This window comes from Pseudomonas uvaldensis (assembly GCF_021271205.1).
Lineage (GTDB): Bacteria > Pseudomonadota > Gammaproteobacteria > Pseudomonadales > Pseudomonadaceae > Aquipseudomonas > Aquipseudomonas uvaldensis.
This window is the reverse complement of the sequence record NZ_JAIWKS010000006.1, coordinates 212,465-234,834: the sequence shown is the minus strand read 5'-3', so window position 1 is coordinate 234,834 and position 22,370 is coordinate 212,465. Positions and strand designations below refer to the sequence as shown.

Annotated in this window: 21 protein-coding genes and 2 pseudogenes; 14 read left to right on the top strand and 9 right to left on the bottom strand. The window is 61.9% G+C overall.

The annotated features are described in order from the left end of the window. Positions 1-237: 237 nt before the first annotated feature. From phaZ to LCU97_RS15930, 3 genes are all read left to right on the top strand, one after another. Positions 238-1,095 (top strand): poly(3-hydroxyalkanoate) depolymerase, encoded by an 858-nt coding sequence (gene phaZ, locus LCU97_RS15940; RefSeq protein ID WP_053147760.1) that lies wholly within the window; start codon positions 238-240, stop codon positions 1,093-1,095. 106 nt (positions 1,096-1,201) lie between these two features. After that, positions 1,202-2,884, top strand: coding sequence for a class II poly(R)-hydroxyalkanoic acid synthase (gene phaC, locus LCU97_RS15935; RefSeq protein ID WP_053147762.1), 1,683 nt, complete (start codon positions 1,202-1,204; stop codon positions 2,882-2,884). 57 nt (positions 2,885-2,941) lie between these two features. Further along, positions 2,942-3,562: a TetR/AcrR family transcriptional regulator gene (locus tag LCU97_RS15930; RefSeq protein ID WP_053147763.1), complete on the top strand. Its 621-nt coding sequence runs from the start codon at positions 2,942-2,944 to the stop codon at positions 3,560-3,562. Between the two features lie 101 nt (positions 3,563-3,663). Here the strand turns inward: LCU97_RS15930 and LCU97_RS15925 are convergent, their stop codons facing one another. From LCU97_RS15925 to LCU97_RS15915, 3 genes are all read right to left on the bottom strand, one after another. Next, positions 3,664-4,569, bottom strand: a complete 906-nt coding sequence (locus tag LCU97_RS15925; RefSeq protein ID WP_232777137.1) for a phasin family protein — start codon at positions 4,567-4,569, stop codon at positions 3,664-3,666. A 10-nt stretch (positions 4,570-4,579) separates the two neighbouring features. Then, on the bottom strand, positions 4,580-5,002 hold the full coding sequence (locus LCU97_RS15920) for a phasin family protein (RefSeq protein ID WP_053147766.1): 423 nt from the start codon (positions 5,000-5,002) through the stop codon (positions 4,580-4,582). Between the two features lie 261 nt (positions 5,003-5,263). Then, positions 5,264-5,539 (bottom strand): polyhydroxyalkanoic acid system family protein, encoded by a 276-nt coding sequence (locus tag LCU97_RS15915; RefSeq protein ID WP_232777135.1) that lies wholly within the window; start codon positions 5,537-5,539, stop codon positions 5,264-5,266. Between the two features lie 141 nt (positions 5,540-5,680). Here LCU97_RS15915 and ubiE point away from each other — a divergent pair, with 141 nt between their 5' ends. The 11 genes and pseudogenes from ubiE to LCU97_RS26865 all read left to right on the top strand — a co-directional run. Then, complete coding sequence (gene ubiE, locus LCU97_RS15910; protein WP_053147769.1) at positions 5,681-6,451, top strand: bifunctional demethylmenaquinone methyltransferase/2-methoxy-6-polyprenyl-1,4-benzoquinol methylase UbiE; 771 nt, start codon at positions 5,681-5,683, stop codon at positions 6,449-6,451. Further along, a pseudogene (locus tag LCU97_RS15905) lies at positions 6,451-7,075 on the top strand (ubiquinone biosynthesis accessory factor UbiJ). Before ubiE ends, LCU97_RS15905 begins: the two are co-directional and overlap by 1 nt. After that, positions 7,072-8,676, top strand: a complete 1,605-nt coding sequence (ubiB, locus tag LCU97_RS15900) for a ubiquinone biosynthesis regulatory protein kinase UbiB (protein ID WP_053147770.1) — start codon at positions 7,072-7,074, stop codon at positions 8,674-8,676. The pseudogene LCU97_RS15905 and the gene ubiB overlap by 4 nt, the downstream one beginning before the upstream one ends. An 81-nt stretch (positions 8,677-8,757) precedes the next feature. Continuing rightward, positions 8,758-9,156, top strand: coding sequence for a phosphoribosyl-AMP cyclohydrolase (hisI, locus tag LCU97_RS15895; RefSeq protein WP_003196931.1), 399 nt, complete (start codon positions 8,758-8,760; stop codon positions 9,154-9,156). Continuing rightward, positions 9,149-9,481, top strand: a complete 333-nt coding sequence (locus tag LCU97_RS15890) for a phosphoribosyl-ATP diphosphatase (RefSeq protein WP_053147774.1) — start codon at positions 9,149-9,151, stop codon at positions 9,479-9,481. Before hisI ends, LCU97_RS15890 begins: the two co-directional genes overlap by 8 nt. A gap of 24 nt (positions 9,482-9,505) precedes the next feature. Next, the gene (locus LCU97_RS15885) at positions 9,506-9,793 is read left to right on the top strand and encodes a twin-arginine translocase TatA/TatE family subunit (RefSeq protein ID WP_053147776.1); all 288 of its coding nucleotides are present in this window, start codon (positions 9,506-9,508) and stop codon (positions 9,791-9,793) included. 10 nt (positions 9,794-9,803) lie between these two features. Further along, positions 9,804-10,229 carry a Sec-independent protein translocase protein TatB gene (gene tatB / locus LCU97_RS15880; RefSeq protein WP_053147778.1) on the top strand — a complete coding sequence of 142 codons (426 nt, stop codon included), beginning with the start codon at positions 9,804-9,806 and terminating at the stop codon, positions 10,227-10,229. Continuing rightward, positions 10,226-11,032, top strand: coding sequence for a twin-arginine translocase subunit TatC (gene tatC, locus LCU97_RS15875; RefSeq protein WP_072397959.1), 807 nt, complete (start codon positions 10,226-10,228; stop codon positions 11,030-11,032). The genes tatB and tatC overlap by 4 nt, the downstream gene beginning before the upstream one ends. Continuing rightward, a complete protein-coding gene (locus LCU97_RS15870; protein ID WP_053147782.1) occupies positions 11,029-11,736 on the top strand; it encodes a 16S rRNA (uracil(1498)-N(3))-methyltransferase in 708 nt (235 codons plus the stop codon). Before tatC ends, LCU97_RS15870 begins: the two co-directional genes overlap by 4 nt. A 99-nt stretch (positions 11,737-11,835) precedes the next feature. After that, positions 11,836-13,740, top strand: coding sequence for a methyl-accepting chemotaxis protein (locus LCU97_RS15865; protein WP_072397957.1), 1,905 nt, complete (start codon positions 11,836-11,838; stop codon positions 13,738-13,740). A 159-nt stretch (positions 13,741-13,899) separates the two neighbouring features. Beyond that, positions 13,900-13,986 (top strand): annotated as a pseudogene (locus tag LCU97_RS26865) (DUF6124 family protein); the annotation flags it as partial. Positions 13,987-14,119: 133 nt separating this feature from the next. Here the strand turns inward: LCU97_RS26865 and mdoH are convergent. The 6 genes from mdoH to hutI form a co-directional block, all read right to left on the bottom strand. Next, positions 14,120-16,690 carry a glucans biosynthesis glucosyltransferase MdoH gene (mdoH, locus tag LCU97_RS15860; protein WP_232777133.1) on the bottom strand — a complete coding sequence of 857 codons (2,571 nt, stop codon included), beginning with the start codon at positions 16,688-16,690 and terminating at the stop codon, positions 14,120-14,122. Beyond that, entirely contained in the window at positions 16,683-18,425 is a 1,743-nt protein-coding gene (locus tag LCU97_RS15855; protein ID WP_172679589.1) for a glucan biosynthesis protein G, read from the bottom strand. The genes mdoH and LCU97_RS15855 overlap by 8 nt, the downstream gene beginning before the upstream one ends. A 350-nt stretch (positions 18,426-18,775) precedes the next feature. Further along, positions 18,776-19,213: a D-aminoacyl-tRNA deacylase gene (gene dtd, locus LCU97_RS15850; protein WP_232777131.1), complete on the bottom strand. Its 438-nt coding sequence runs from the start codon at positions 19,211-19,213 to the stop codon at positions 18,776-18,778. Next, entirely contained in the window at positions 19,210-20,181 is a 972-nt protein-coding gene (gene pip, locus LCU97_RS15845) for a prolyl aminopeptidase (RefSeq protein ID WP_053147792.1), read from the bottom strand. The genes dtd and pip overlap by 4 nt, the downstream gene beginning before the upstream one ends. Before the next feature lie 156 nt (positions 20,182-20,337). Beyond that, positions 20,338-21,141, bottom strand: coding sequence for an N-formylglutamate deformylase (gene hutG / locus LCU97_RS15840; RefSeq protein ID WP_232777129.1), 804 nt, complete (start codon positions 21,139-21,141; stop codon positions 20,338-20,340). 11 nt (positions 21,142-21,152) lie between these two features. Beyond that, positions 21,153-22,355, bottom strand: a complete 1,203-nt coding sequence (gene hutI, locus LCU97_RS15835) for an imidazolonepropionase (protein WP_232777128.1) — start codon at positions 22,353-22,355, stop codon at positions 21,153-21,155. Positions 22,356-22,370: the final 15 nt, after the last annotated feature.

Below are 22,370 nucleotides of genomic sequence, written 5' to 3'. Positions count from 1 at the left end.
CTGCTGCTCGTCTGGCGCGGGGGTGGGCTTGCTCACGAAAGTACTCCCGCAGCCGACATTGAGATTGAATGCAAGGCCCTCTTCGCGAGCAAGCCCGCTCCCACAGTCGGATCGATGTGAACCGGGAGGCCAGGCTCACACCAACCCGTTGTGGGAGCGGGCTTGCTCGCGAAGGCAGCGACTCGGTCTTTCAGACCGAACACAGGTATCCCAGACATGACCCACAGGGCTTGAAGCATGCCGCAACCGTACATCTTTCGTACCGTCGATCTGGATGGCCAGACCCTGCGCACCGCGGTACGTCCCGGCAAGCCTCACTTGACGCCTCTGCTGATCTTCAACGGTATCGGCGCCAACCTGGAGCTGGTATTTCCGTTCATCGAGGCCCTGGACCCGGACCTGGAGGTCATCGCCTTCGACGTGCCCGGCGTTGGCGGCTCGTCGACGCCCAGCCGGCCCTATCGTTTTCCCGGGCTGGCAAAGCTTGCCGCACGGATGCTCGATTATCTCGACTACGGGCAGGTCAGCGTGGTCGGCGTGTCCTGGGGCGGCGCCCTGGCCCAGCAGTTCGCCCACGACTACCCGGAACGCTGCAAGAAGTTGATATTGGCCGCTACCGCCGCCGGCGCGGTAATGGTGCCGGGCAAACCCAAGGTGCTGTGGATGATGGCGAGCCCTCGTCGCTATGTTCAGCCATCGCACGTACTGCGCATCGCTCCACTGATCTACGGCGGCTCGTTCCGTCGCGACCCGAACCTGGCGACCAGCCATGCGGCCCGGGTACGCTCGGCCGGCAAGCTCGGTTATTACTGGCAACTGTTCGCGGGGCTGGGCTGGACCAGCATCCACTGGCTGCACAAGATCCATCAGCCGACCCTGATCCTGGCCGGCGACGACGATCCGCTGATTCCGCTGATCAACATGCGCCTGCTGGCCTGGCGTATCCCCAATTCCCAATTGCACATCATCGATGACGGGCACCTGTTCCTGATTACCCGCGCCGAGGCCGTGGCGCCCATCATCATGAAATTCCTGCAGGAAGAACGTCAGCGGGCGGTCATGCACCCGCATCCCTCCGCGCGGGGTAGCGGTTGACGCCGCTCGTCGCGCCCGGCAGGAAGCCGGAACGCGCAACTTCCGAAACAGCGACTATGTTGTCTGGTTCGGTGTGTTTGTTTTTAGGGTTTAAAGGAGTTGACTCATGCGCGACAAGCCAGCGAAAGGTTCAATGCCCACCCCTGCCCACTTCATGAACGCACAAAGTGCGGTCACTGGCCTGCGAGGCAGGGATCTGCTGTCTACCTTGCGCAGCGTAGCCGCCCACGGCCTGCGCAACCCGGTGCACAGCGCCCGTCATGCATTGAAACTGGGCAGCCAGTTGGGGCGTGTGTTGTTGGGCGAGACCCTGCACCCCACCAGCCCCAACGATAAGCGCTTCGCCGATCCGACCTGGCAATTGAATCCGTTTTATCGTCGCAGCCTCCAGGCCTACCTGAGCTGGCAGAAACAGGTGAAGTGCTGGATCGACGAATGCGACATGAGCCCCGATGATCGTGCTCGCGCTCACTTCGCCTTCGCCCTGCTCAATGACGCCGTTTCGCCCTCCAATACCCTGCTCAATCCGCTGGCCATCAAGGAATTCTTCAATACGGGCGGCAACAGTCTGGTTCGCGGCGTCAGCCATCTGGTGGATGACCTGTTGCACAACGATGGCCTGCCACGACAGGTCACGCCCCAGGCGTTCGAGGTCGGCAGAAACCTGGCGACCTCGCCTGGCGCGGTGGTGTTTCGCAACGAGTTTCTGGAATTGATCCAATACAAGTCCATGAGCGAAAAGCAATACGCCAAGCCGTTGCTGATCGTGCCACCGCAAATCAACAAGTTCTATGTCTTCGACCTGAGCCCTTCCAATAGCCTGGTTCAATACGCCCTGAAAAACGATTTGCAGGTGTTCATCATCAGCTGGCGCAACCCCGATGTGCGCCACCGCGAATGGGGCCTGTCCAGCTACGTCGAGGCAACGGAAGAAGCCATGAACGCCTGCCGGGCGATCACCGGCTCACGCGATGTCAACCTGATGGGAGCTTGTGCCGGTGGGCTGATCATTGCGGCCCTGCAAGGCGTTCTCCAGGCCAAGCGCCAACTGCGTCGGGTCGCCAGCGCCACCTACCTGGTGAGCCTGCTGGACAGTGAGATCGACAGTCCGGCCACGCTGTTCATCGACGAACAGACCCTCGAAGCCGCCAAGCGCCGCTCCTACCAGAAAGGCATTCTCGATGGCCGCGAAATGGCCAGGGTTTTCGCCTGGATGCGGCCCAACGACCTGATCTGGAACTACTTCATCAACAATTACCTGCTGGGCAAGGAGCCACCGGCTTTCGACATCCTCTACTGGAATAACGACTCCACGCGGCTGCCGGCGGCCTATCACGGCGACCTGCTGGATTTCTTCAAGCACAACCCATTGACTCACCCCGGCGGGCTGGAAGTGTGCGGCACGCCGATCGACCTGCAAAAGGTCACCGTGGACAGCTTCAGCGTGGCCGGTATCAACGACCACATCACGCCCTGGGACGCGGTGTATCGCTCGACGCTTCTGTTGGGGGGTGACCGACGCTTCGTGCTGTCCAACAGCGGCCATATCCAGAGCATCATCAACCCGCCGGGCAACCCCAAGGCCACCTACATCGAAAACCCGAAACTGAGCGGCGATCCACGGGCCTGGTACTACGATGCAAAACACGTCGAGGGCAGTTGGTGGCCGCAATGGCTGGGCTGGATTCAGGAGCGCTCCGGTGCTCGGAACGAAACCCTGACAAGCCTGGGCAGCGCGAACTATCCGCCCATGGAAGCGGCGCCCGGCACCTATGTGCGTGTGCGCTGACCTCTCGCCCTGGGCGGGGAAAGGACCGTGGCACGTCTCTATCATTAAGAAGATCGGATGAAAACCCGCGACCGTATTCTTGAGTGTGCCCTGCAGTTGTTCAACGACAAGGGCGAGCCAAACGTTTCCACCCTGGAAATCGCCAATGAAATGGGCATCAGCCCGGGTAACCTCTACTACCACTTTCATGGCAAGGAGCCGCTGGTTCTCGCGTTGTTCGAGCGATTCCAGAGCGAGCTGTCGCCACTGCTGGACCCGCCCGCCGATGCGCATCTGGCGCCGGAGGATTACTGGCTGTTCCTGCACCTGATCGTCGAGCGCCTGGCCCAGTACCGGTTCCTGTTCCAGGACTTATCGAACCTGGCCGGACGCCTGCCGAAACTGGCCAAGGGCATCCGCCAATTGCTCAACGCTCTGAAACGTACCCTGGCCTCGCTGCTGGCGCAGCTCAAGGCGCGTGGACTGCTGGTCAGCGATACCCAGGCCCTGGGGCAACTGGTGGAGCAGATCACTCTGACGTTGCTGTTCTCGCTGGACTATCAACGGGTTCTGGACCGCGAGGCCGACGTCCGGCTGGTGGTCTACCAGATCATGATGCTGGTGGCTCCGCATCTGCCACTCGCGGCCAAGGTGGCGACCGAGCGGCTGGCGTTGCGCTATCTCGAAGACGACGAGTAGTCCCTGTAGGAGCGAGCAGGCTCGCTTCCACAGGGACACGCATCACGAACAAAAACGCCCGACCTTCACAGGCCGGGCGTTTTCTTGTGTGCCCTGAAAAATCAGGACTGACTGGTTGGCGTCGATGGAACCGGCGCTGGAGTCGGGGTGGCAACCGGGGTCGGAGCCGAGGCGGAGTTTGCCGTACTCGCTACACTCGCTGTGCTCGTCGGGGTCGCCGGTTTGGCCGCTGCCGCCGGTGCCTTTGGCGTGGCCGCTTTCTTCACGGCAGGTTTTTTCGCGGCGGCAGGTTTGGCGGCTGGCTTGGCCGCTGGTTTTGCTGCCGGTTTGGCCGCTGCAGGTTTCGCCGCAGCGGTTTTCGCCGCTGGTTTCGCGGCTGCCTTGGCGGCAGGTTTCGCAGCTGCCTTGGCTGCTGCTACCGGCTTGGCCGCCGCTTTGGCTGCAGGCTTGGCCGCGGCGGTTTTTGCCGCTGGCTTGGCCGCTGCCTTCACCGCAGGTTTAGCAGCGGTTTTTGCCGCGGCTTTAACCAGTGGCTTGGCTGCCGTCTTGGTGGCCGGTTTGGCCGCTGCCGTCTTGGCCGCCACCGGTGTGACCTTGGCCCCGGTGAGTTTTTCGATCTGCTTGGTCAATGCGTCGACCTTGCTGTGCAGCGCCTTGACTTCACTGCTGCTGGGCACGCCCAGGCGAGAGATAGCACTGTTGAGGCGCTTGTCGAAAGCCCCTTCCAGTTCGCCCCACTTGCCCAACGCACTTTCCTTCACGCCGCTCATTCGCGACTTGGCAGACCCGGCAGTGTCCTTGGCAGCATCGACTTGCTTGGCCACTGCCGTTTTGGTGAGTTTTTCGGCCTTCTCGCCGTCCTTAACCAGGGACTCGAAGAGTTTGCTGCCGTCAGTGTCGATCTTCGAGTACACGCCTAAACCAGCAAGCCAGATTTTGCGGGAATATTTTTCAATCTTCCCGGCCCACGAGCTGCTTTCTTTTTCGGTGCTTTTTTTGCCAGCCATCCCGTTCTCCTTAATGTTTACGCGCCACACGTTCGAGCAATGCCGTCAGCTCATCGAGCTTGGCAGAGAGTGCCTCAACGTCATGTTTAGACGGAATGCCGATACGATTCAAGGCACTTGCAACACGGGCGTCGAATACCTTCTCGACTTTATCGAGTTGTGATTCGACCCTGGACTTGAAAGTGCTGACCTCGGCCTTGGCCTCGATCAGTTCGCTGTTGGCCGCTTCAAGTTTGCCGGAAATTTTCTTTTTGCCTTTGGTTTCAACAACTTCACCCGCTTTGACCAGCTCCTGGAAGTACTCGCTGCCTTCCTGGCCCACCTTGACATAGGCGCCCAGGCCAGCCAGCCAGATCTTGCGCGCGTAGGTTTTCACGTCGCTCAGCGTGGAGGATTCAACGTCGGTTTTTTTCTTCAGAATAACTTTGGCCATGGTGCACCTCACGGGAAGACAGATGGGAGGAACTGCCCGCACACGGACGGGCTCAGGCACAAAGTAGTGAGAATTTTTAGAAACAACACCCTAACAACTGACGCAGTTCCCGGGTGCAATGATATCCGGTGGGAGCGGGCTTGCTCGCGAATGCGGTGGATCATTCAATGTCGATGCCGACTGATCCGGCGCCTTCGCGAGCAAGCCGGCTCCCACAAGGTCCAGTGGAAAACTCAAGACAGCGACAAGCCCTTCGATCGATCAGGCCAGCGCCTTGTCCAGCGCCTTTTCGATTTCCGTCTTGATCATGCCGCTCATGGCCGACATCAGCAGGCCCAGCTTCACATCGACGCGAATCAAGTCCTCGCCGACCTCCACCTGGCCTTCGACTCCGGAGCCCTTGAACTCAAGCGTGTCGCCAGACCACCGCGGCTTCAGGCCGTAGCTGTCGGATAATTTCTGCGCCAACTGGTCGGCCTTCGCGCGGGCCGCTTCCTTGCCCAGGTCGTGGGCACGCTCAACACTGATTCTGGCCATCTGCTGACTCCTGATATATCCGCAATTACCGGGACTGCGTCAAAACGTCCCGGCGGTGGTCCATCTTACCTTCAGCCTTGCCAAGACAAAGCCCTTCACCGGGGATTAGAATGTCCCGCATTCTTTTTTGGTGACAGCGATATGACTGATCAGCGCAAAGGCAGCGATGCCGAACCCACCACTCACTTCGGCTTCAAGAACGTGCCGGAAAGCCAGAAGGCGGAAAAAGTCGCTGAGGTTTTCCACTCGGTAGCCGCCAAATATGACTTGATGAACGACCTGCTCTCGGGTGGCATGCATCGTCTGTGGAAGCGTTTCGCGATCGAGTTGTCGGGCGTGCGCAGCGGCAATCGCGTGCTGGACATCGCCGGCGGCACGGGCGACCTGACGAAAAAATTCTCCCACATCGTCGGGCCGACCGGCCAGGTGGTACTCGCCGACATCAACGAGTCCATGCTCAAGGTCGGCCGTGACCGCCTGCTGGACCTGGGTGTGGCCGGCAATGTCGAGTTCGTCCAGGCCGACGCCGAGAAGCTGCCGTTCCCCGACAACCATTTCGACTGCGTGACCATCGCCTTCGGCCTGCGCAACGTCACCCATAAGGAGGACGCCCTGCGCTCGATGCTGCGTGTGCTCAAGCCCGGTGGCCGCCTGTTGGTGCTGGAGTTCTCCAAGCCGACCAATGCGCTGATGTCCAAGGCCTACGATGCCTATTCGTTCGCCTTCATGCCGTTGATGGGCAAACTGATCACCAACGATGCGGACAGCTATCGCTACCTGGCCGAATCGATCCGCATGCACCCGGACCAGGAAACCCTGAAGTCGATGATGGTCGAGGCCGGTTTCGACCGTGTGACCTACCACAACATGACCTCGGGCATCGTGGCCCTGCACCGCGGTATCAAGCCCTGATGCTGCTCACCGGCCTGCTCGCCAGTGTCGAACTCGGCATCAACCGGGTATTGCGCCTGGACAGCACGGCGCTGGCGCGCCTGACGCACCTGAGCGGCAAAGTGATTGCCGTGGATTGCCGCAGCCCGGCCCTGCGACTGTTCATCCTGCCCAGTGACGAGGGCCTGATGCTCGCCGCCCACTGGGAAGCCGAAGCGGACTGCACGCTGCGCGCCCCGGCATCGAGCCTGCTGAATCTGGCTTTGAGCAAGGACAAGACAGCGGTGCTGCACAGTCCCGATGTGGAACTGGACGGCGACAGCGGCGTGCTGCTGGAGCTAGCGGCGATTCTCCAGGATCTGGAACTGGACTGGGAATATGAGCTCTCCCGCTGGCTCGGCCCAGTGGCCACCCAGTTGCTCAGTGGTCATCTGCGCAGCCGCACGCGCTGGTACCGGCAGGGGTTTGCCAGCCTGGGACAGAATTTGAGTGAATACCTGGCCGAAGAATCGCGTACGCTCGTGGGCAAACGCGAAGCCGAAGCTCGTTTTAGTGAACTGGACCGGATCAAACTCGATCTGGAACGACTCGAGGCGCGCTTCGAGCGCCTTTCCCGATCCCTTGAAACCAAGCGATAACGCATGAAGCTGCTTGCCGTCCGCCGTCTGTTGCGCATCCAGCGCGTCGTGATCCGCTACCGCCTCGATGACCTGCTGTTCGCCCTGCCATTGCCCTGGTTTCTGCTGGCACTGCGTTTCGTGCTGCCCTGGCGCTGGTTCCCTCGTCGAACGCTGGACCTGAGCCGCGGCGCACGCCTGCGCCTGGCCTTGCAGGACCTGGGGCCGATCTTCATCAAGTTCGGCCAGATCCTTTCCACCCGGCGCGACCTGTTGCCCGAAGACATCGCCGACGAGTTGATGCTGTTGCAGGACCGCGTACCGCCGTTCGATTCCAAACTGTCGGTGGCGCTGATCGAGGAGCAACTGGGCAAGAAGATCAGCGAGGTCTTCAGCCGCTTCGACGTCGAACCGCTGGCCTCGGCGTCGGTGGCCCAGGTCCATGCCGCCCAGCTCAAGAGCGGCGAAGAGGTCGTGGTCAAGGTCATCCGGCCAGGCCTCAAGCCGGTGATCGCCCAAGACCTGGCATGGCTGTTCATCCTCGCCCGCGCCGCCGAGCGGCTATCGGCCGATGCACGGCTGCTGCATCCGGTGGACGTGGTCACGGACTACGAGAAAACCATCTACGACGAACTCGACCTGTTGCGTGAGGCGGCCAACGCCAGCCAGTTACGCCGCAACTTCGAAGGCTCGCCCATGCTCTATGTGCCGCAAGTCTACTGGGACTGGTGCCGGCCGAAAGTGCTGGTGATGGAGCGCATCTACGGCATCCAGGTCACCGACCTGGCCACCCTGGCCGACCAGCGCACCGACATGAAGCTGCTGGCCGAGCGCGGCGTGGAGATTTTCTTCACCCAGGTGTTTCGTGACAGCTTCTTCCATGCCGACATGCACCCGGGCAACATCTTTGTCAGCACCGTGCAGCCCTGGAGCCCGCAGTACATTGCCATCGACTGCGGCATCGTCGGCAGCCTGACTCCCGAAGACCAGGACTACCTGGCCCGCAACCTGTTTGCGTTCTTCAAGCGTGACTACCGCCGTGTCGCGCAATTGCACATCGACTCCGGCTGGGTGCCGGCCGAGACCAAGCTCAACGAATTCGAAGCGGCGATCCGCACCGTGTGCGAACCGATCTTCGAAAAACCGTTAAAAGATATTTCCTTCGGCCAGGTGCTGATGCGCCTGTTCCAGACCGCGCGTCGCTTCAACATGGAGGTCCAGCCGCAGCTGGTACTGTTGCAGAAAACCCTCCTGAACATCGAAGGGCTCGGTCGTCAGTTGTACCCGGACCTGGACCTGTGGAACACCGCCCAGCCTTTCCTGGAACGCTGGATGCGCGAGCGCGTCAGCCCCAAAGCCTTGCTGGGCAACGTACAGAGCCAGTTCGAACAGATCCCGCACCTGGCCAACATGACCCGCGACCTGCTCGAACGCATGTCCCAGCCCCATGCCCAGGACCCGTCACCGCCGTGGAAACAGCGCAAGGACGACTGGTTCCTGCGCCTGCTCGGCGCCGCTCATCTGGGCGGCGGCGCGGCAGTAGCCGCTGGGGGGCCATTGAACGAATTGGGGCATTGGCCCGCGATTATCATGGTGGCGGTCGGTTTGTATCTGGTCGTTCGCCGATAGCCAGCACCCGCTCGCACTGGCACACTGTTTCAACGTTGGGCCCGCCATCTTGAAGCGCGAGGCCCATGGTCGGAGTCGAAGATGAAAAACTGGCAGGACGAGATCAAATGGGACGCTGACGGTCTGGTGCCGGCCATCGCCCAGGATCACAAGACCGGGCGCGTGCTGATGATGGCCTGGATGAATCGCGAAGCACTGGCCCTGACCGCTGCCGAGAACCGCGCCATCTATTGGTCACGTTCCCGTGGCAAGCTGTGGCGCAAGGGTGAAGAATCCGGCCATGTGCAGCATTTGCACGAAATGCGCCTGGACTGCGACGGCGACGTCATCATCCTGATGGTCGAACAGGTCGGCGAGATTGCCTGCCACACCGGCCGTCAAAGCTGCTTCTATCGCGTCTTCGAGAACGGCGACTGGAAAACCGTCGACCCGGTGCTCAAGGACCCGCACGCCATTTATTCAGGACATACCCATGAGTGACACCCTGACCCGCCTGGCCCAGGTGCTGGAAGAGCGCAAAGGCGCCGCCGCCGAGAGCTCCTATGTCGCCAGCCTGTACCACAAGGGCCTGAACAAGATTCTGGAAAAAGTCGGCGAGGAATCGGTCGAAACCATCATCGCCGCCAAGGACGCCGCCATCAGCGGCGACTGCAGCGATGTGATCTACGAGACCGCCGACCTGTGGTTCCACAGCCTGGTCATGCTGGCCCAACTGGGGCAGCACCCGCAGGCCGTACTGGATGAACTGGACCGTCGCTTCGGTCTGTCCGGGCATGTCGAGAAAGCCTCGCGCCCGTCCGCCTGATCAACTTTTGAGAGGAATAGCCACATGGGTATTTTTGACTGGAAACACTGGCTCGTCATCCTGGTCGTCGTGGTGCTGGTGTTCGGCACCAAGAAACTGAAGAACCTCGGCACCGATGTCGGTGAGTCGATCAAGGGCTTTCGCAAGGCCATGAACGATGACGAGAAACCGGCCGACCCGACAGCCGCTCCCGCCCAACCCGTGCAGCCGACCCAGCCGGTACACCCCCAGGCGGCCCAGCCGGTGAATGCGCCACACACCATCGATGTGCAGGCACAGAAAGTCGAAGAGCCGACCCGCAAAGACTCGTGAGCACTGACTAATGTTTGGGATCAGCTTCACTGAACTGCTGCTCGTCGGCCTCGTCGCCCTGCTGGTGCTGGGCCCCGAGCGCCTGCCGGGTGCTGCGCGCACCGCCGGCCTGTGGATCGGCCGCCTGAAGCGCAGCTTCAATGCGATCAAACAGGAAGTTGAGCGTGAAATCGGTGCCGACGACATCCGTCGGCAGCTTCACAACGAACACATTCTGTCCCTCGAGCAGGAAGCGCGGAAGATCTTCACACCGACCCAGCAGGAGCCAACGCCGGTCCAGCCGGCAGTCGAGCCGGCGAACGCACCCCAGGCCCAGCCCCAGGTGGGTGACACCGCGCCGGCAGTGGCCGAGCCCGCAAGATCGACGGAACCTGCCCCGACGGTGCCAGCGTCCGCCGCTCCCAACGACCCTACTTTGCCGCCGCGAGCCCCATGAGCGATATCCCAGAGAACGACCAGCCAATGCCGCTGGTATCGCACCTCACCGAGTTGCGCACCCGCCTGCTGCGCTGTGTCGCGGCGGTATTCATCATCTTCGCCGGGCTGTTTGCCTTTACCCAGCAGATCTACACCTTCGTCTCCACGCCGCTGCGCCAGTACCTGCCGGAAGGCGCGACGATGATCGCCACCGACGTGTCGTCGCCGTTCCTGACGCCGTTGAAACTGACGATGATGGTCTCGCTGTTCCTGGCGATTCCCGTGATCCTGCATCAGATCTGGGGCTTCATTGCGCCAGGCCTGTACAAGCACGAAAAACGCATCGCCGTACCGCTGCTGGTGTCCAGCATCCTGCTGTTCTACACCGGGATGGCCTTCGCCTACTTCCTGGTGTTCCCGCTGATCTTCAAGTTCTTCGCCGCCGCGACCCCGTCCGGCGTCGAGATGATGACCGACATCACCAGCTACCTGGATTTCGTCATGACGCTGTTCTTCGCCTTCGGCGTGGCGTTCGAAATTCCCGTGGCGGTGGTGCTGCTGGTCTGGATCGGCGTGGTGGACGTGGCGTACCTGAAGAAGATCCGTCCGTACGTGATCATCGGCTGCTTCGTGGTCGGCATGATCCTGACGCCACCGGACATCTTCTCCCAGACCCTCCTGGCGGTCCCGATGTGGCTGCTGTTCGAGGTCGGCGTGCTGTTCGGTGGTCTGGTGCGCAAGCGCAGCGAGCATCCGGACGACGAGGCGGACGAACAATCGGCCGACGACCATAACGACCAGCCGCCAGCGACCCAAGCGTGAACCTGCTGCTGCTCGAAGAGGCCGACTTCATCGGGCCGGACCGGGTCGTCCTGCGCGACCGTCGATTGACCCACATGCAGGAAGTCCATCGCAGTGCCGTTGGCGACAGCCTACGGGTCGGGCGCATCGGAGGGTTGATGGGCTCCGCCCAGGTGCTGCGCCTGGAAGCCCGCGAGGCTGAGCTGCAAGTCACTCTGGACCAGCCGCCACCGGCCAAGCTGCCACTGACGCTGGTACTGGCACTGCCGCGCCCGAAGATGCTCCGGCGGGTATTCCAGACCGTCGCCACCATGGGCGTGCCACGGGTGATCCTGGTCAACAGCTATCGGGTGGAAAAAAGCTTCTGGCAGACCCCGTTCCTGGAGCCGGAGGCCATTCGCGAACAGCTGATCCTCGGCCTGGAGCAGGCCAGGGACAGCGTGCTGCCTGAAGTCATCATCGAGAAACGCTTCAAGCCCTTCGTCGAAGACCGCCTGCCGGCCCTGACCAATGGCACCCTGGGCCTGGTCGGTCATCCGGGTAACTACCCCCCCTGCCCCCGGGCGCTGGCAGAACCCATCACCCTGGCGATCGGCCCGGAAGGCGGCTGGATCCCCTACGAAGTCGACCTGCTGGCCAAGGCCGGCCTGCAACCGGTGCAGTTGGGCGAGCGAATCCTGCGGGTCGAGACGGCGGTCACGGCGCTGCTCGCTCGGCTGTTCTGACCCCCCGTTTCACGATCTTCAGTTCATTTCTACAGATCCCTCCCGAACCGCCGATACAGTCCCCATAAAACCAATTCGATGCTCCAGGGGAGTGACAGCATGTTCCGATGGCTTGGAAATGTAAGCGTTAATCGCAAACTCGGCGCAGGCTTTGGCCTGGTGCTGTTCCTCACGTTGATGATTGCCTTCACCGGCTGGAGCAGCCTGGGCAATGTCATCAGCCGAGGCGACAAGCTGGGGTTCATTGCCAGTCTCAACGACTTGAGCAAGGACCTGAACCTGGCGAGCATCGACTACAACACCACACGGGGCGAGAAAGGGCCGCAGCAGGTCAACGACCTGCTTGGCAAGCTGGAAGCCGGGCTCAATACCGCCCGCCAGTTGATCGAACAACCGGCCGATGTGGCGCTGATCGACAAGCAACTGGCCGCCGTCGCCGAATACAAGGGCGCCTTTGCCCTGATGACCCGCGCCACCGTCAACCGTGAAGATGCACGCAGCAAGCTGGGCGCCAGCGCCGACAACGCCGTGGCCCGCGTCGCCGAAGTGGAGAAAGCGGCGCTGCAAGCTGGCGATGTCACTCAGTTCAATAGCGTGGTCACCCTGAGCAAAGCGATCCAGCAAGCGCGCTACCAGGTTCGCGGCTACACCTACAGTGGCAAGAGCGATGCCCAGCAACCTGCCCTCGACGCCATCGATAACGTCCTGAAGTTGCTTGCACGCCTGCCCGATCAGTTGCCAGCCGAACACGCCGCCAACCTGCAGCAGGCCAACGACTCGTTCAATCTCTATCGCGCGGCCGTGGCCCAGTTCCGCGACTCGCAGATCGACAACGCCGCCGCGCAACAGCGCATGACCGAGCAAGGCCAGGTGTTGATCGACGCCAGCCAGAAACTGACCGTATCCCAGACCGCCGTGCGTGACCACGACGCGGCCCAGGCCAAGACCGTCCTGATTGCCGCTGCCGCGTTGGCGTTGCTGTTCGGGGTGATTGCCGCCACCTTCATTACCCGGCAGATCGTCGGCCCGCTGGCCCAGACGCTGACGGTGGCCGAACGCGTGGCCGCCGGTGACCTGACCCACAACCTCACCTCCGATCGCCGCGACGAACTCGGCCAGCTGCAACGGGCCATGCAAAGCATGACCGTGGGCCTTCGGCAACTGATCGGGGGCATCGGCGAAGGCGTCACTCAGATCGCCAGCGCCGCCGAACAGCTTTCGGCCGTGACCGAGCAAACCAGTGCCGGCGTCAACAGCCAGAAAGTGGAGACCGATCAGGTTGCCACCGCCATGCACGAAATGACCGCCACGGTGCAGGAAGTGGCACGCAACGCCGAGGAAGCCTCGGAGGCTGCCGTCGCCGCCGACCAGCAGGCTCGTGAAGGCGACAAGGTGGTGGGCGAAGCCATCGCCCAGATCGAGCGTCTGGCGCTGGAAGTCGGCAACTCCACCGCCGCCATGGGCGACTTGAAGCGCGAAAGCGACAAGATCGGCAGCGTGCTGGACGTGATCAAGTCCGTGGCCCAGCAGACCAACCTGCTGGCGCTCAACGCCGCCATCGAGGCCGCCCGCGCCGGTGAAGCCGGACGTGGTTTCGCAGTGGTCGCCGATGAAGTCCGCAGCCTGGCCCAGCGCACCCAGAAGTCCACCGAGGAAATCGAAGAGCTGATCCTGGGGCTGCAGAACGGCACCGAGCAGGTCGCGACCATCATGGACAACAGCCGCAGCCTGACCGACAGCAGCGTCGAACTGACCCGCCGCGCCGGCGGTTCCCTGGAAAACATTACCCGCACGGTCTCGGCCATCCAGTCGATGAACCAGCAGATCGCTGCCGCCGCCGAGCAGCAGAGCGCCGTGGCCGAGGAGATCAACCGCAGCGTGCTCAACGTGCGCGATGTCTCGGAGCAAACGGCATCGTCCAGCGAAGAAACTGCTGCCTCCAGTGCCGAACTGGCGCGATTGGGCGTGCACTTGCAGACGCTGGTGGGGAGATTCAAGGTCTGATCCCCTCGTAGCGAGGCGCCCGTCCTGGGCGCCCTTGCCCGGTTCCTCCTATGGGAAGCGTGCTCGCCCGTGAAGATGCCGGCACATCCAACATCCCCCGCAAACCGACCCACCGCTTTCGCGAGCAAGCCCGCTCCCACAGGGATGTATGGTGAATGCCATGTTGCCTTGGGCATCCAGCAACTGATCGAGCTCGGTAGTTTGCTGGCAAACCGGGCGCTGGATAGCGTCGACCCTCGACCATAGTCTGACTGGCCAGGGGAAGCCAGGTGCGGATTTGGCGAAGGGATGGTTTCCCTCGCCACATCCACCGGTGCGCTCCAAATCCTGGACCCAACAAAAAGCCCCGCTTCCTTTCAGAAGCGGGGCTTTTTGTGCATCAGGCCAGTTGAGGCTGGGCACTGACCGGCTGAAGCGGTAGCAACGGCGCATGAGGATCGGCATTGACCGACTCACGCCACGCTGCCAGCCACTCGGGATGGCTCTCGCTCCAGACCTGCTCATGCAGGCGGGACAGGGCCACCGGGTCGCTCAACAGCGCCAGGCGCTCGGCATTGCTGAGGCCGGCCGGACCAACCTTCAAGGCATGGCGAACGCGTTCGCCCCGCAGCCATTCGATCGGCTCGGCCTTGCCGTGCCGCGATGTGGCCAAGGCATACGCCAAGGCGTTTTGCTGTGGGTCGACGACCGCCCGAATGAAACCGTCGTTCAGCGCATGCCAGCGGTTCTCATGGGCATACTGGTCGGTCGACAACAGTTCCTGCGGCGGAGCGTACTCCTCCGGGATCAGGAACAGGCTTTCATCGCGCGACTTCAAGCCCAGGCCCACGCGGCTGGAGATCACCGAGACCGGGATCGACAGCATCAGCGAGCCGACGATCGGCACCAGCCACCACAGGAAGCTGGGGTTCAGCCAGATCACCAGCAACGCCCAGAGGAAGCCCAGCAAGGTCTGCGGACCGTGGCGCTTGACCGCTTCGCTCCAGGGCGTCGAGTCGTCGTCACGTTTCGGCGAGTTCCAGGTGGCGGCCCAGCCGAGGAACGCGGCCAATACGAAACGGGTGTGGAAGATCATCCGGACCGGTGCCAGCAGCATGGAGAACAGCATCTCCAGCAACATCGACAGCGTCACCTTGAACTTGCCACCGAACTCCTTCGCACCCTTGGCCCAGATCAGCACGACACTGAGCAGCTTGGGCAGGAACAGCAGCACGATGGTCGTCGAGAACAGCGCGATGGCCTTCTCCGGATGCCATTGCGGCCATAGCGGATACAACTGGCGCGGTTCGAGGAAGTACTGCGGCTCCATCAGCGTATTGACCGCCAGCAGCGCGGTGGACAACACCAGGAAGAAGAACCACAGTGGCGCCGACAGGTAGGACATCACCCCGGTCAGGAACACCGCACGGTGTACCGGGTGCATGCCCTTGACCAGGAAGAGCCGGAAGTTCATCAGGTTGCCGTGGCACCAGCGACGGTCACGCTTGAGTTCGTCCAGCAGGTTCGGCGGCAATTCCTCATAGCTGCCCGGCAGGTCATAGGCAATCCACACGCCCCAGCCGGCACGGCGCATCAGTGCTGCTTCGACGAAGTCGTGGGACAGGATCGCACCGGCGAAGGCACCTTTGCCGGGCAATGGCGCCAGGGCGCAATGCTCGATGAAGGGCTTCATGCGGATGATCGCATTGTGTCCCCAGTAATGGGATTCGCCCAACTGCCAGAAGTGCAGGCCGGCGGTGAACAGCGGACCGTAGACCCGTGTCGCGAATTGCTGCATGCGCGCATACAGCGTGTCCATGCCCGAAGCCTTCGGCGCGGTCTGGATGATGCCGGCGTCCGGCGTGGCTTCCATCAGGCGCACCAGGCTGGTCAGGCATTCGCCGCTCATGACGCTGTCGGCATCAAGCACGACCATGTACTTGTAATCGCTGCCCCAACGACGGCAGAAATCGTCGAGGTTACCGCTCTTGCGCTTCACGCGACGACGGCGACGACGGTAGAAGATCTTGCCGAAGCCGCCAGCCTCGCGGCAGACGTCCAGCCAGGCTTGCTGCTCGGCCACGCAGATGTCGGTTTCGTTACTGTCGCTGAGCACGAAGAAATCGAAACGATCCAGGTCGCCAGTGGCGGCTACCGACTCGAAGGTTGCCCGCAAACCGGCAAACACCCGAGGCACATCTTCGTTGCAGATCGGCATGACCAGCGCGGTACGGGCGTCCTTGGGGATCGGCTCGTTGCCGGCGCTGGCCCCGGAGATACGGTACTTGTCGCGTCCGGTGAGCAGTTCCAGGAAGCCCATCAGGGCGGTCCAGAAACCGGCCGATACCCAGCAGAACAGGATACCGAACAGGATCAGGATGCTGGTCTGCAGCGCATACGGCAGCACTTGCGTGGCGGTTTGCGACAACGGCTGGTGCAGGACTTCGTCCAGGTCCACGAGCGACCAGCCCTGATACGGCATGATGCCTTTCATGTACCAACCGGCGACAATGGTCTGGCCGAGCATCAGCAGCAACAGGATGTAGCGCCGTGTCGAGCCCACGGTACGCCAGCGCGCCTCGGGCAGCACGCGGGCGTCCTTCGGTGGCTTCGGCGGGTTGGTACGGCCGGTAATACGCCGCCACGCACGCACCAGGATATTGGTACGCCAGGGCTCCGGCACGACTTTGGTCCGTCGAATTGGTGGTGTCGCCTTCAGGCACACCCGACCACTGGCGTCGAGCGCCAGCATTTCGGCGTCCTCCAGCTCTTCGGCTGTGCTCAAGGTCAGACGACGCCCCACTGAAGCCTGCGCCGCTTCGCCGGGCTCATCGAAGGTCGAGGACGAAAGCCGCTGGTGCAGTTCGCTGAAGGATGAGCAGCCCGCCAGCTCGGCGCGCTGCTCGTCGGTCATTGGCAAATGGGCCAGGTATTCGCTGAGCGTCTCTGGCTGTACTGGCGTATTACTCATCGGCTGGCAACTGATAGCTCCAGGTTTCGGTCAGGACTTGTTCAGTCGGTTCCGGTTCCTGCGGGGTTGGGGTCGCCTCTACGGCGGTGGACGCCTTGACGGCCTTGGCTTCTTCTTTGGCTTGCTGCTGCTCTTTTTCTTTCTCTTTTTCGCTCTGCTGCTTGGCGACCTTGTCTGCCTTGGCAAGGGTCGTAGTCACGGCATGCGACGCGGCAGGGGCTTCGACAGGCGTCAGCGGACGGACCAGCGCCGCACGCATTTCGGTAGCCTGTTTAGGATCCTTGACCTTCAGGCGCAAGGTCAGGCGCCAGCCCTTGGTTTCAGGGTTGTAGCGAACGTTGTTCTCGACGACCTCGGCGTTGTCGCCGACGCTCACCTGGCTGCGCACTTCTGCATCTTCCGGCAGCGCTTGCAGGGAAGGCCCTTCGAAATCCACCAGGTAGGCCACACTGCCGTCCGGCTGGCGGATCAGGTTGGACTGTTTCACGTCACCGGTGGAACGCAGGGTCTGCTTGACCCAGGCGCTGTCCGGCGAATGCAGGCTGGCCTCGTCGAGGGTCCAGTGCAGGCGGTAGGAGAAGTCCAGCGGCTGACCAGGCTCAGGCAGTTTTTCCGGACTCCAGAAGGCAACGATGTTGTCGTTGGTTTCATCGGCGGTCGGAATCTCTACCAGATCCACAGTGCCCTTGCCCCAGTCGCCTTTGGGTTCGATCCAGGCGCTCGGACGCTTGTCGTAGCGATCGTCCAGGTCTTCGTATTGGCTGAAGTCGCGGCCACGTTGCAGCAGGCCGAAACCACGCGGGTTTTCTACCGAGAAGTTGCTCACGGCCAAGTGTTTCGGGTTGTTCAGCGGACGCCAGATCCATTCGCCGTTGCCGGCATGGATCGACAGGCCATTGGAGTCGTGCAGCTCGCGGCGATAATTGAGCACCTTGGACGGCTGGTTGGCGCCGAACAGGAACATGCTCGTGAGCGGGGCAACGCCCAGCTTGCTGACACGATCACGCAGGAACATCCGTGCCTTCACATCGACCACGGTATCGGTGCCTGGACGCAGGGTCAGGCGATAGGCGCCGGTGGCCCGTGGCGAGTCCAGCAGGGCAAAGATCACCAGGTGCTTGTCGGTCGGTTTCGGACGCTGGATCCAGAACTCACGGAAACGCGGGAATTCCTCGCCGGATGGCAAGGCGGTGTCGATGGCCATGCCACGAGCGGACAAGCCATAAGTCTGGCCCTTGCCAATGACGCGGAAATAGCTCGCGCCCAGCATGGTCATGATTTCGTCTTGCTTGTCGGCCTTGTTGATGGGGTACAGCACGCGGAAACCCGCGTAGCCCAGCTGTTCGGTGGCCTTTGGATCGAACTGCACGTCACCGAAATCGAAGCGCGTCGGGTCATACTTGATCTCTTCGACGTTAGTCGCGGTGATCTCGTTGATTTTCACCGGTGTGTCGAAATGCATGCCCTGGTGATAGAACGACAGCCTGAATGGTGTCTTTTGGTCAGCCCACTCAGCTTTTTCGGTGCGGAAACGGATTTTCTGATAGTCGGCGAACTTCATATCGCGAAATTCGTTTGGCAGGTTGCTGCGCGGGACTTCGAATTTTTGCCCGGCCAGTTCCTGAGCCTTCGCCGATACATCATCCAGGCTGAATGCCCACAGTTGGCCCGCGCCGAGCAGGCACAACAGGGCAGAACCCGCTACCAGAGCGTTTCTAAACCGTTTGGCAGACATTTTTGGTGCATTACAGGGACTAACAATCACGAGCAACCCTCGCCGAAAACAGATCAAAAAACCAACGGCCAGTTAAGGTATCCGCTTGGTAACGGCATTGAAAAACCGACCTTGCGAAGCACTCTTGCCAAGTTGGCGAGCATTGTTCCGACTCCGATGGGACAAAATGATTCCCCAAACGGTCCAGGACAAGTCTCTACCTAAGTCAAATGGACCGGCGAACGCCGATCCCCCGTAGCGCGCGATTATCTAGCAGGCCGCGTGACAACGCATCAGGGGCAACAAAGTATTTATCGAGAAAACTCCCTGTTTAGCCTCGAAATCGGACCGAAAAGGTGTTTCAAACGCTTTCAGACCTGTAACAAAAAGGTTACCGGGCCATCATTGACCAGATGCACTTGCATGTCGGCGCCGAATCTACCTGATGCCACAATGCTATGCACCTGTTTCGCCTGGGTGACGAGATAGTTGAACAACTCTTCGCCCAAGGCTGGCGGTGCAGCCGTCGAAAAACTCGGCCGCAAGCCGCTTTTGGTGTCCGCCGCCAGGGTGAACTGTGAAACCAGCAGCAACCCGCCACCGACGTCCGCCAGGGACAGGTTCATTTTGCCTTCGGCATCACTGAACACCCGATAATTGAGCAGCTTGTGCAAAAGCTTGTCGGCGCTGACACGGGTGTCCTCGGGCTCGACCGCCACCAGCACCAGCAAGCCCTGATCCACGGCGCCCACGACCTCTGCCCCGACCTCGACCCGGGCGCCGCGAACCCGTTGCAACAGGCCCTTCATGCTTCTTCGGGCGGCAGGTCGAGCAGGCGCCGGGCCATCTGCGCGGCGGCGCGCACCAACGCATCGGTAATGCCCGGCTCCGAAGCGGCATGGCCGGCATCGCGGATGACCTGGAGCTCGCTGTTGGGCCAGTTCTGGTGCAGTTCCCAGGCGTTGTCCAGCGGGCAGATCACGTCGTAGCGACCGTGCACGATGATCCCTGGCAAATGGGCGATCTTGCCCATGTCGCGAATCAGCTGGTTGGGCTCGAGGAACGCGTTATTGGTGAAGTAGTGACATTCGATACGGGCGATCGACAACGCCCGCTGCGGTTCGGAGAAACGGTCGACCACCAGCGGGTTCGGGCGCAGGGTCGCCGTCCGGCCCTCCCAGATGGACCAGGCCTTGGCCGCGTGCATCTGGGCGATCTGATCGTTACCGGTCAGGCGTTTGTGGAAGGCGCTGAGCAGGTCGTCGCGCTCCTCCGGGGGAATGGGCGCGATGTAGTCCTGCCAGTAATCGGGAAACAGGCGGCTGGCGCCGGCCTGATAGAACCATTCGATTTCCTGCGGACGGCAGAGAAAGATCCCACGCAATATCAGGCCGTGTACCCGTTCCGGATGGGTCTGGGCGTAGGCCAGGGCCAGGGTCGAGCCCCAGGAGCCGCCGAACAGCACCCATTTATCGATGCCCAGATGCTTACGGATGCGCTCCAGGTCTTCGACCAGGTCCCAGGTCGTATTGTTTTCCAGGCTGGCATGGGGAGTGGAGCGACCACAACCACGCTGGTCGAAGGTGACGATGCGGTAAAGGTTCGGATCGAAGTAGCAACGGCTCTGCGCATCGCAACCCGACCCCGGGCCGCCATGGATGAACACCACCGGAAGACCTTCCGGTGAACCGCTTTCGTCGACATAGAGCGTATGCGTGTCATCGACAGCCAGATCGTGCCGGGCATAGGGTTTGATCTGCGGGTACAAAGTCTGCATTGCGCGCTCCGTAAGGGGTCGATTCATCCCTGTGGGGACTTCTATTTAGTCTGCCGTCCGGCATCATAAACCCGAATCACCTTAATGAGCATGTCCCCTGGCAGTCAAAACATGTCGAGGGGTAAGGCATGGGAGAGCAAGCCCTGCCCCCACGGGTTAGCGCTTGTAAGCCTGGCATCCCCACGCCAACAAGCCCTCAAGCAGTTCCCTGAGCACCACCTGGGTCGGCTCAGCCAGGTCGGGCCGGTAGTTGAACGGTTCGAACTCTTCCATGTAGGTGCTCTGGCACAGTTCCAGTTGCACCGCATGGATGTGTTCGGCGGGGTTGCCGTAATGCCGCGTGATGTGTCCGCCCTTGAACCGTCCATTGAGCACGTGGGTGTACGCGTCGTGGCGGGCGCAGATAGCTTCGAGCTGGCCGGCAAGCAACGGGTCGCAGGCGGCGCCGTTGAAGGTACCGAGGTTGAAGTCCGGCAGCTTGCCCTCGAACAGATGGGGGATCACCGAGCGGATCGAGTGGGCATCGAACAGCAACGCATAGCCGAACTCGGCCCTGAGTCGCGCCAGTTCCTGTTGCAAGGCCTGGTGATATGGCATCCAGATCTGCTGCAAATAGGTCGCCCGCTCTTCGGCTGACGGTTCCAGCCCTTCGCGAAACAACGGCACGCCGTTGAAAAGGGTCGCCGGGTACAGACCGGTGGTGGCGCCGACGTACATCGGCTTGTCGTCCGATGGGCGGTTCAGGTCGACGACGAACCGGGAATACTCGGCGGACAACGTACTGGCACCCAGCTCGGCGGCGAAGTCATAGAGCCGGGGGATGTGCCAGTCGGTGTCCGGCAGGCTCTGGGCCTCGGGAATCAACCCGGCCTGTACCGCCGGAGTCAGGCGCAGGCCCGCGTGAGGCATGCTGATCAGCAGCGGCACGCGCCCTTGCTTGAAATTCAGGACCTTTTCCAAAACCGTTCTCCTCAATCGAGTTCAACGCCGTGACGCACGACGCGTTTTTCCAGTTCGCCGCCGAGCCAGTACGCAAGGTCGGCGGGGCGGTCGATGTGCCAGGCAACGAAGTCCGCCACCTTGCCGGCCTCCAGCGAACCGTGGGTCCGGGCCATGCCCAAGGCCTGCGCGGCATGAATCGTCACCCCGGCGAGGGCTTCTTCCGGGGTCATGCGCAAACAAGTGCAGGCCATGTTCAGCATCAAGCGCAACGACAGCGCCGGCGAGGTGCCGGGGTTGAGGTCGCTGGCCACGGCGATTTTCACGCCGTGCTTGCGCAAGGCGTCCATCGGCGGCAGTTGGGTTTCGCGCAGGAAATAAAACGCCCCCGGCAATAACACGGCCACCGTGCCGGCTTCTGCCATGGCCTGGACGTCATCCTCGGTCATGAATTCCAGATGATCGGCAGACAGCGCCTGATAACGGGCGGCCAGGCTTGAGCCATGCAGCGACGACAGTTGCTCGGCGTGCAGCTTCACCGGTAGGCCCAGTCGTTGCGCGGTGACGAATACTCGCTCGACCTGTGCCGGGGAGAACGCCAGGTACTCACAAAAAGCATCTACAGCGTCCACCAGCCCCTCGGCCGCCAGGGCCGGGAGCATCTCGGTGCAGATATGTTCGATGTAATCGTCGGCGCGCTCGTTGTATTCCGGCGGCAACGCATGAGCCGCCAGGCAAGTGCTGCGTACGCTGACCGGCAGCTCGGCGCCGAGGCGGCGGATCACCCGCAACATCTTGCGCTCATTGACCAGGTTCAAACCGTAGCCGGACTTGATTTCTACGGTGGTTACGCCATCGTGCATCAGGCTCTTCAGGCGTCTGGCGGCGCTGGCGAACAGCTCGTCTTCGCTGGCGGCGCGGGTAGCGCGCACGGTGCTGGCGATGCCCCCGCCGGCGGCCGCAATTTCGGCGTAGCTGACACCTTGCAGGCGCTGCTCGAACTCACCGCTGCGATTGCCGCCGAACACCGTGTGGGTGTGGCAGTCGATCAGTCCCGGCGTGACCCAGGCGCCCTTGAGGTCGTGGACTGCCGGGTAGTCGCCGGCCGGCAACTGGGCACGGGGGCCGATCCATTGGATATGTTCGCCCTGGGTGACAATGGCGGCGTCTTCGATGATCGAGTAGACGCCCTGGGCCATGGTGGCGGCGTGGCAGTTCTGCCAGAGGGTTTTCATCCCGAGTCTCCTCGT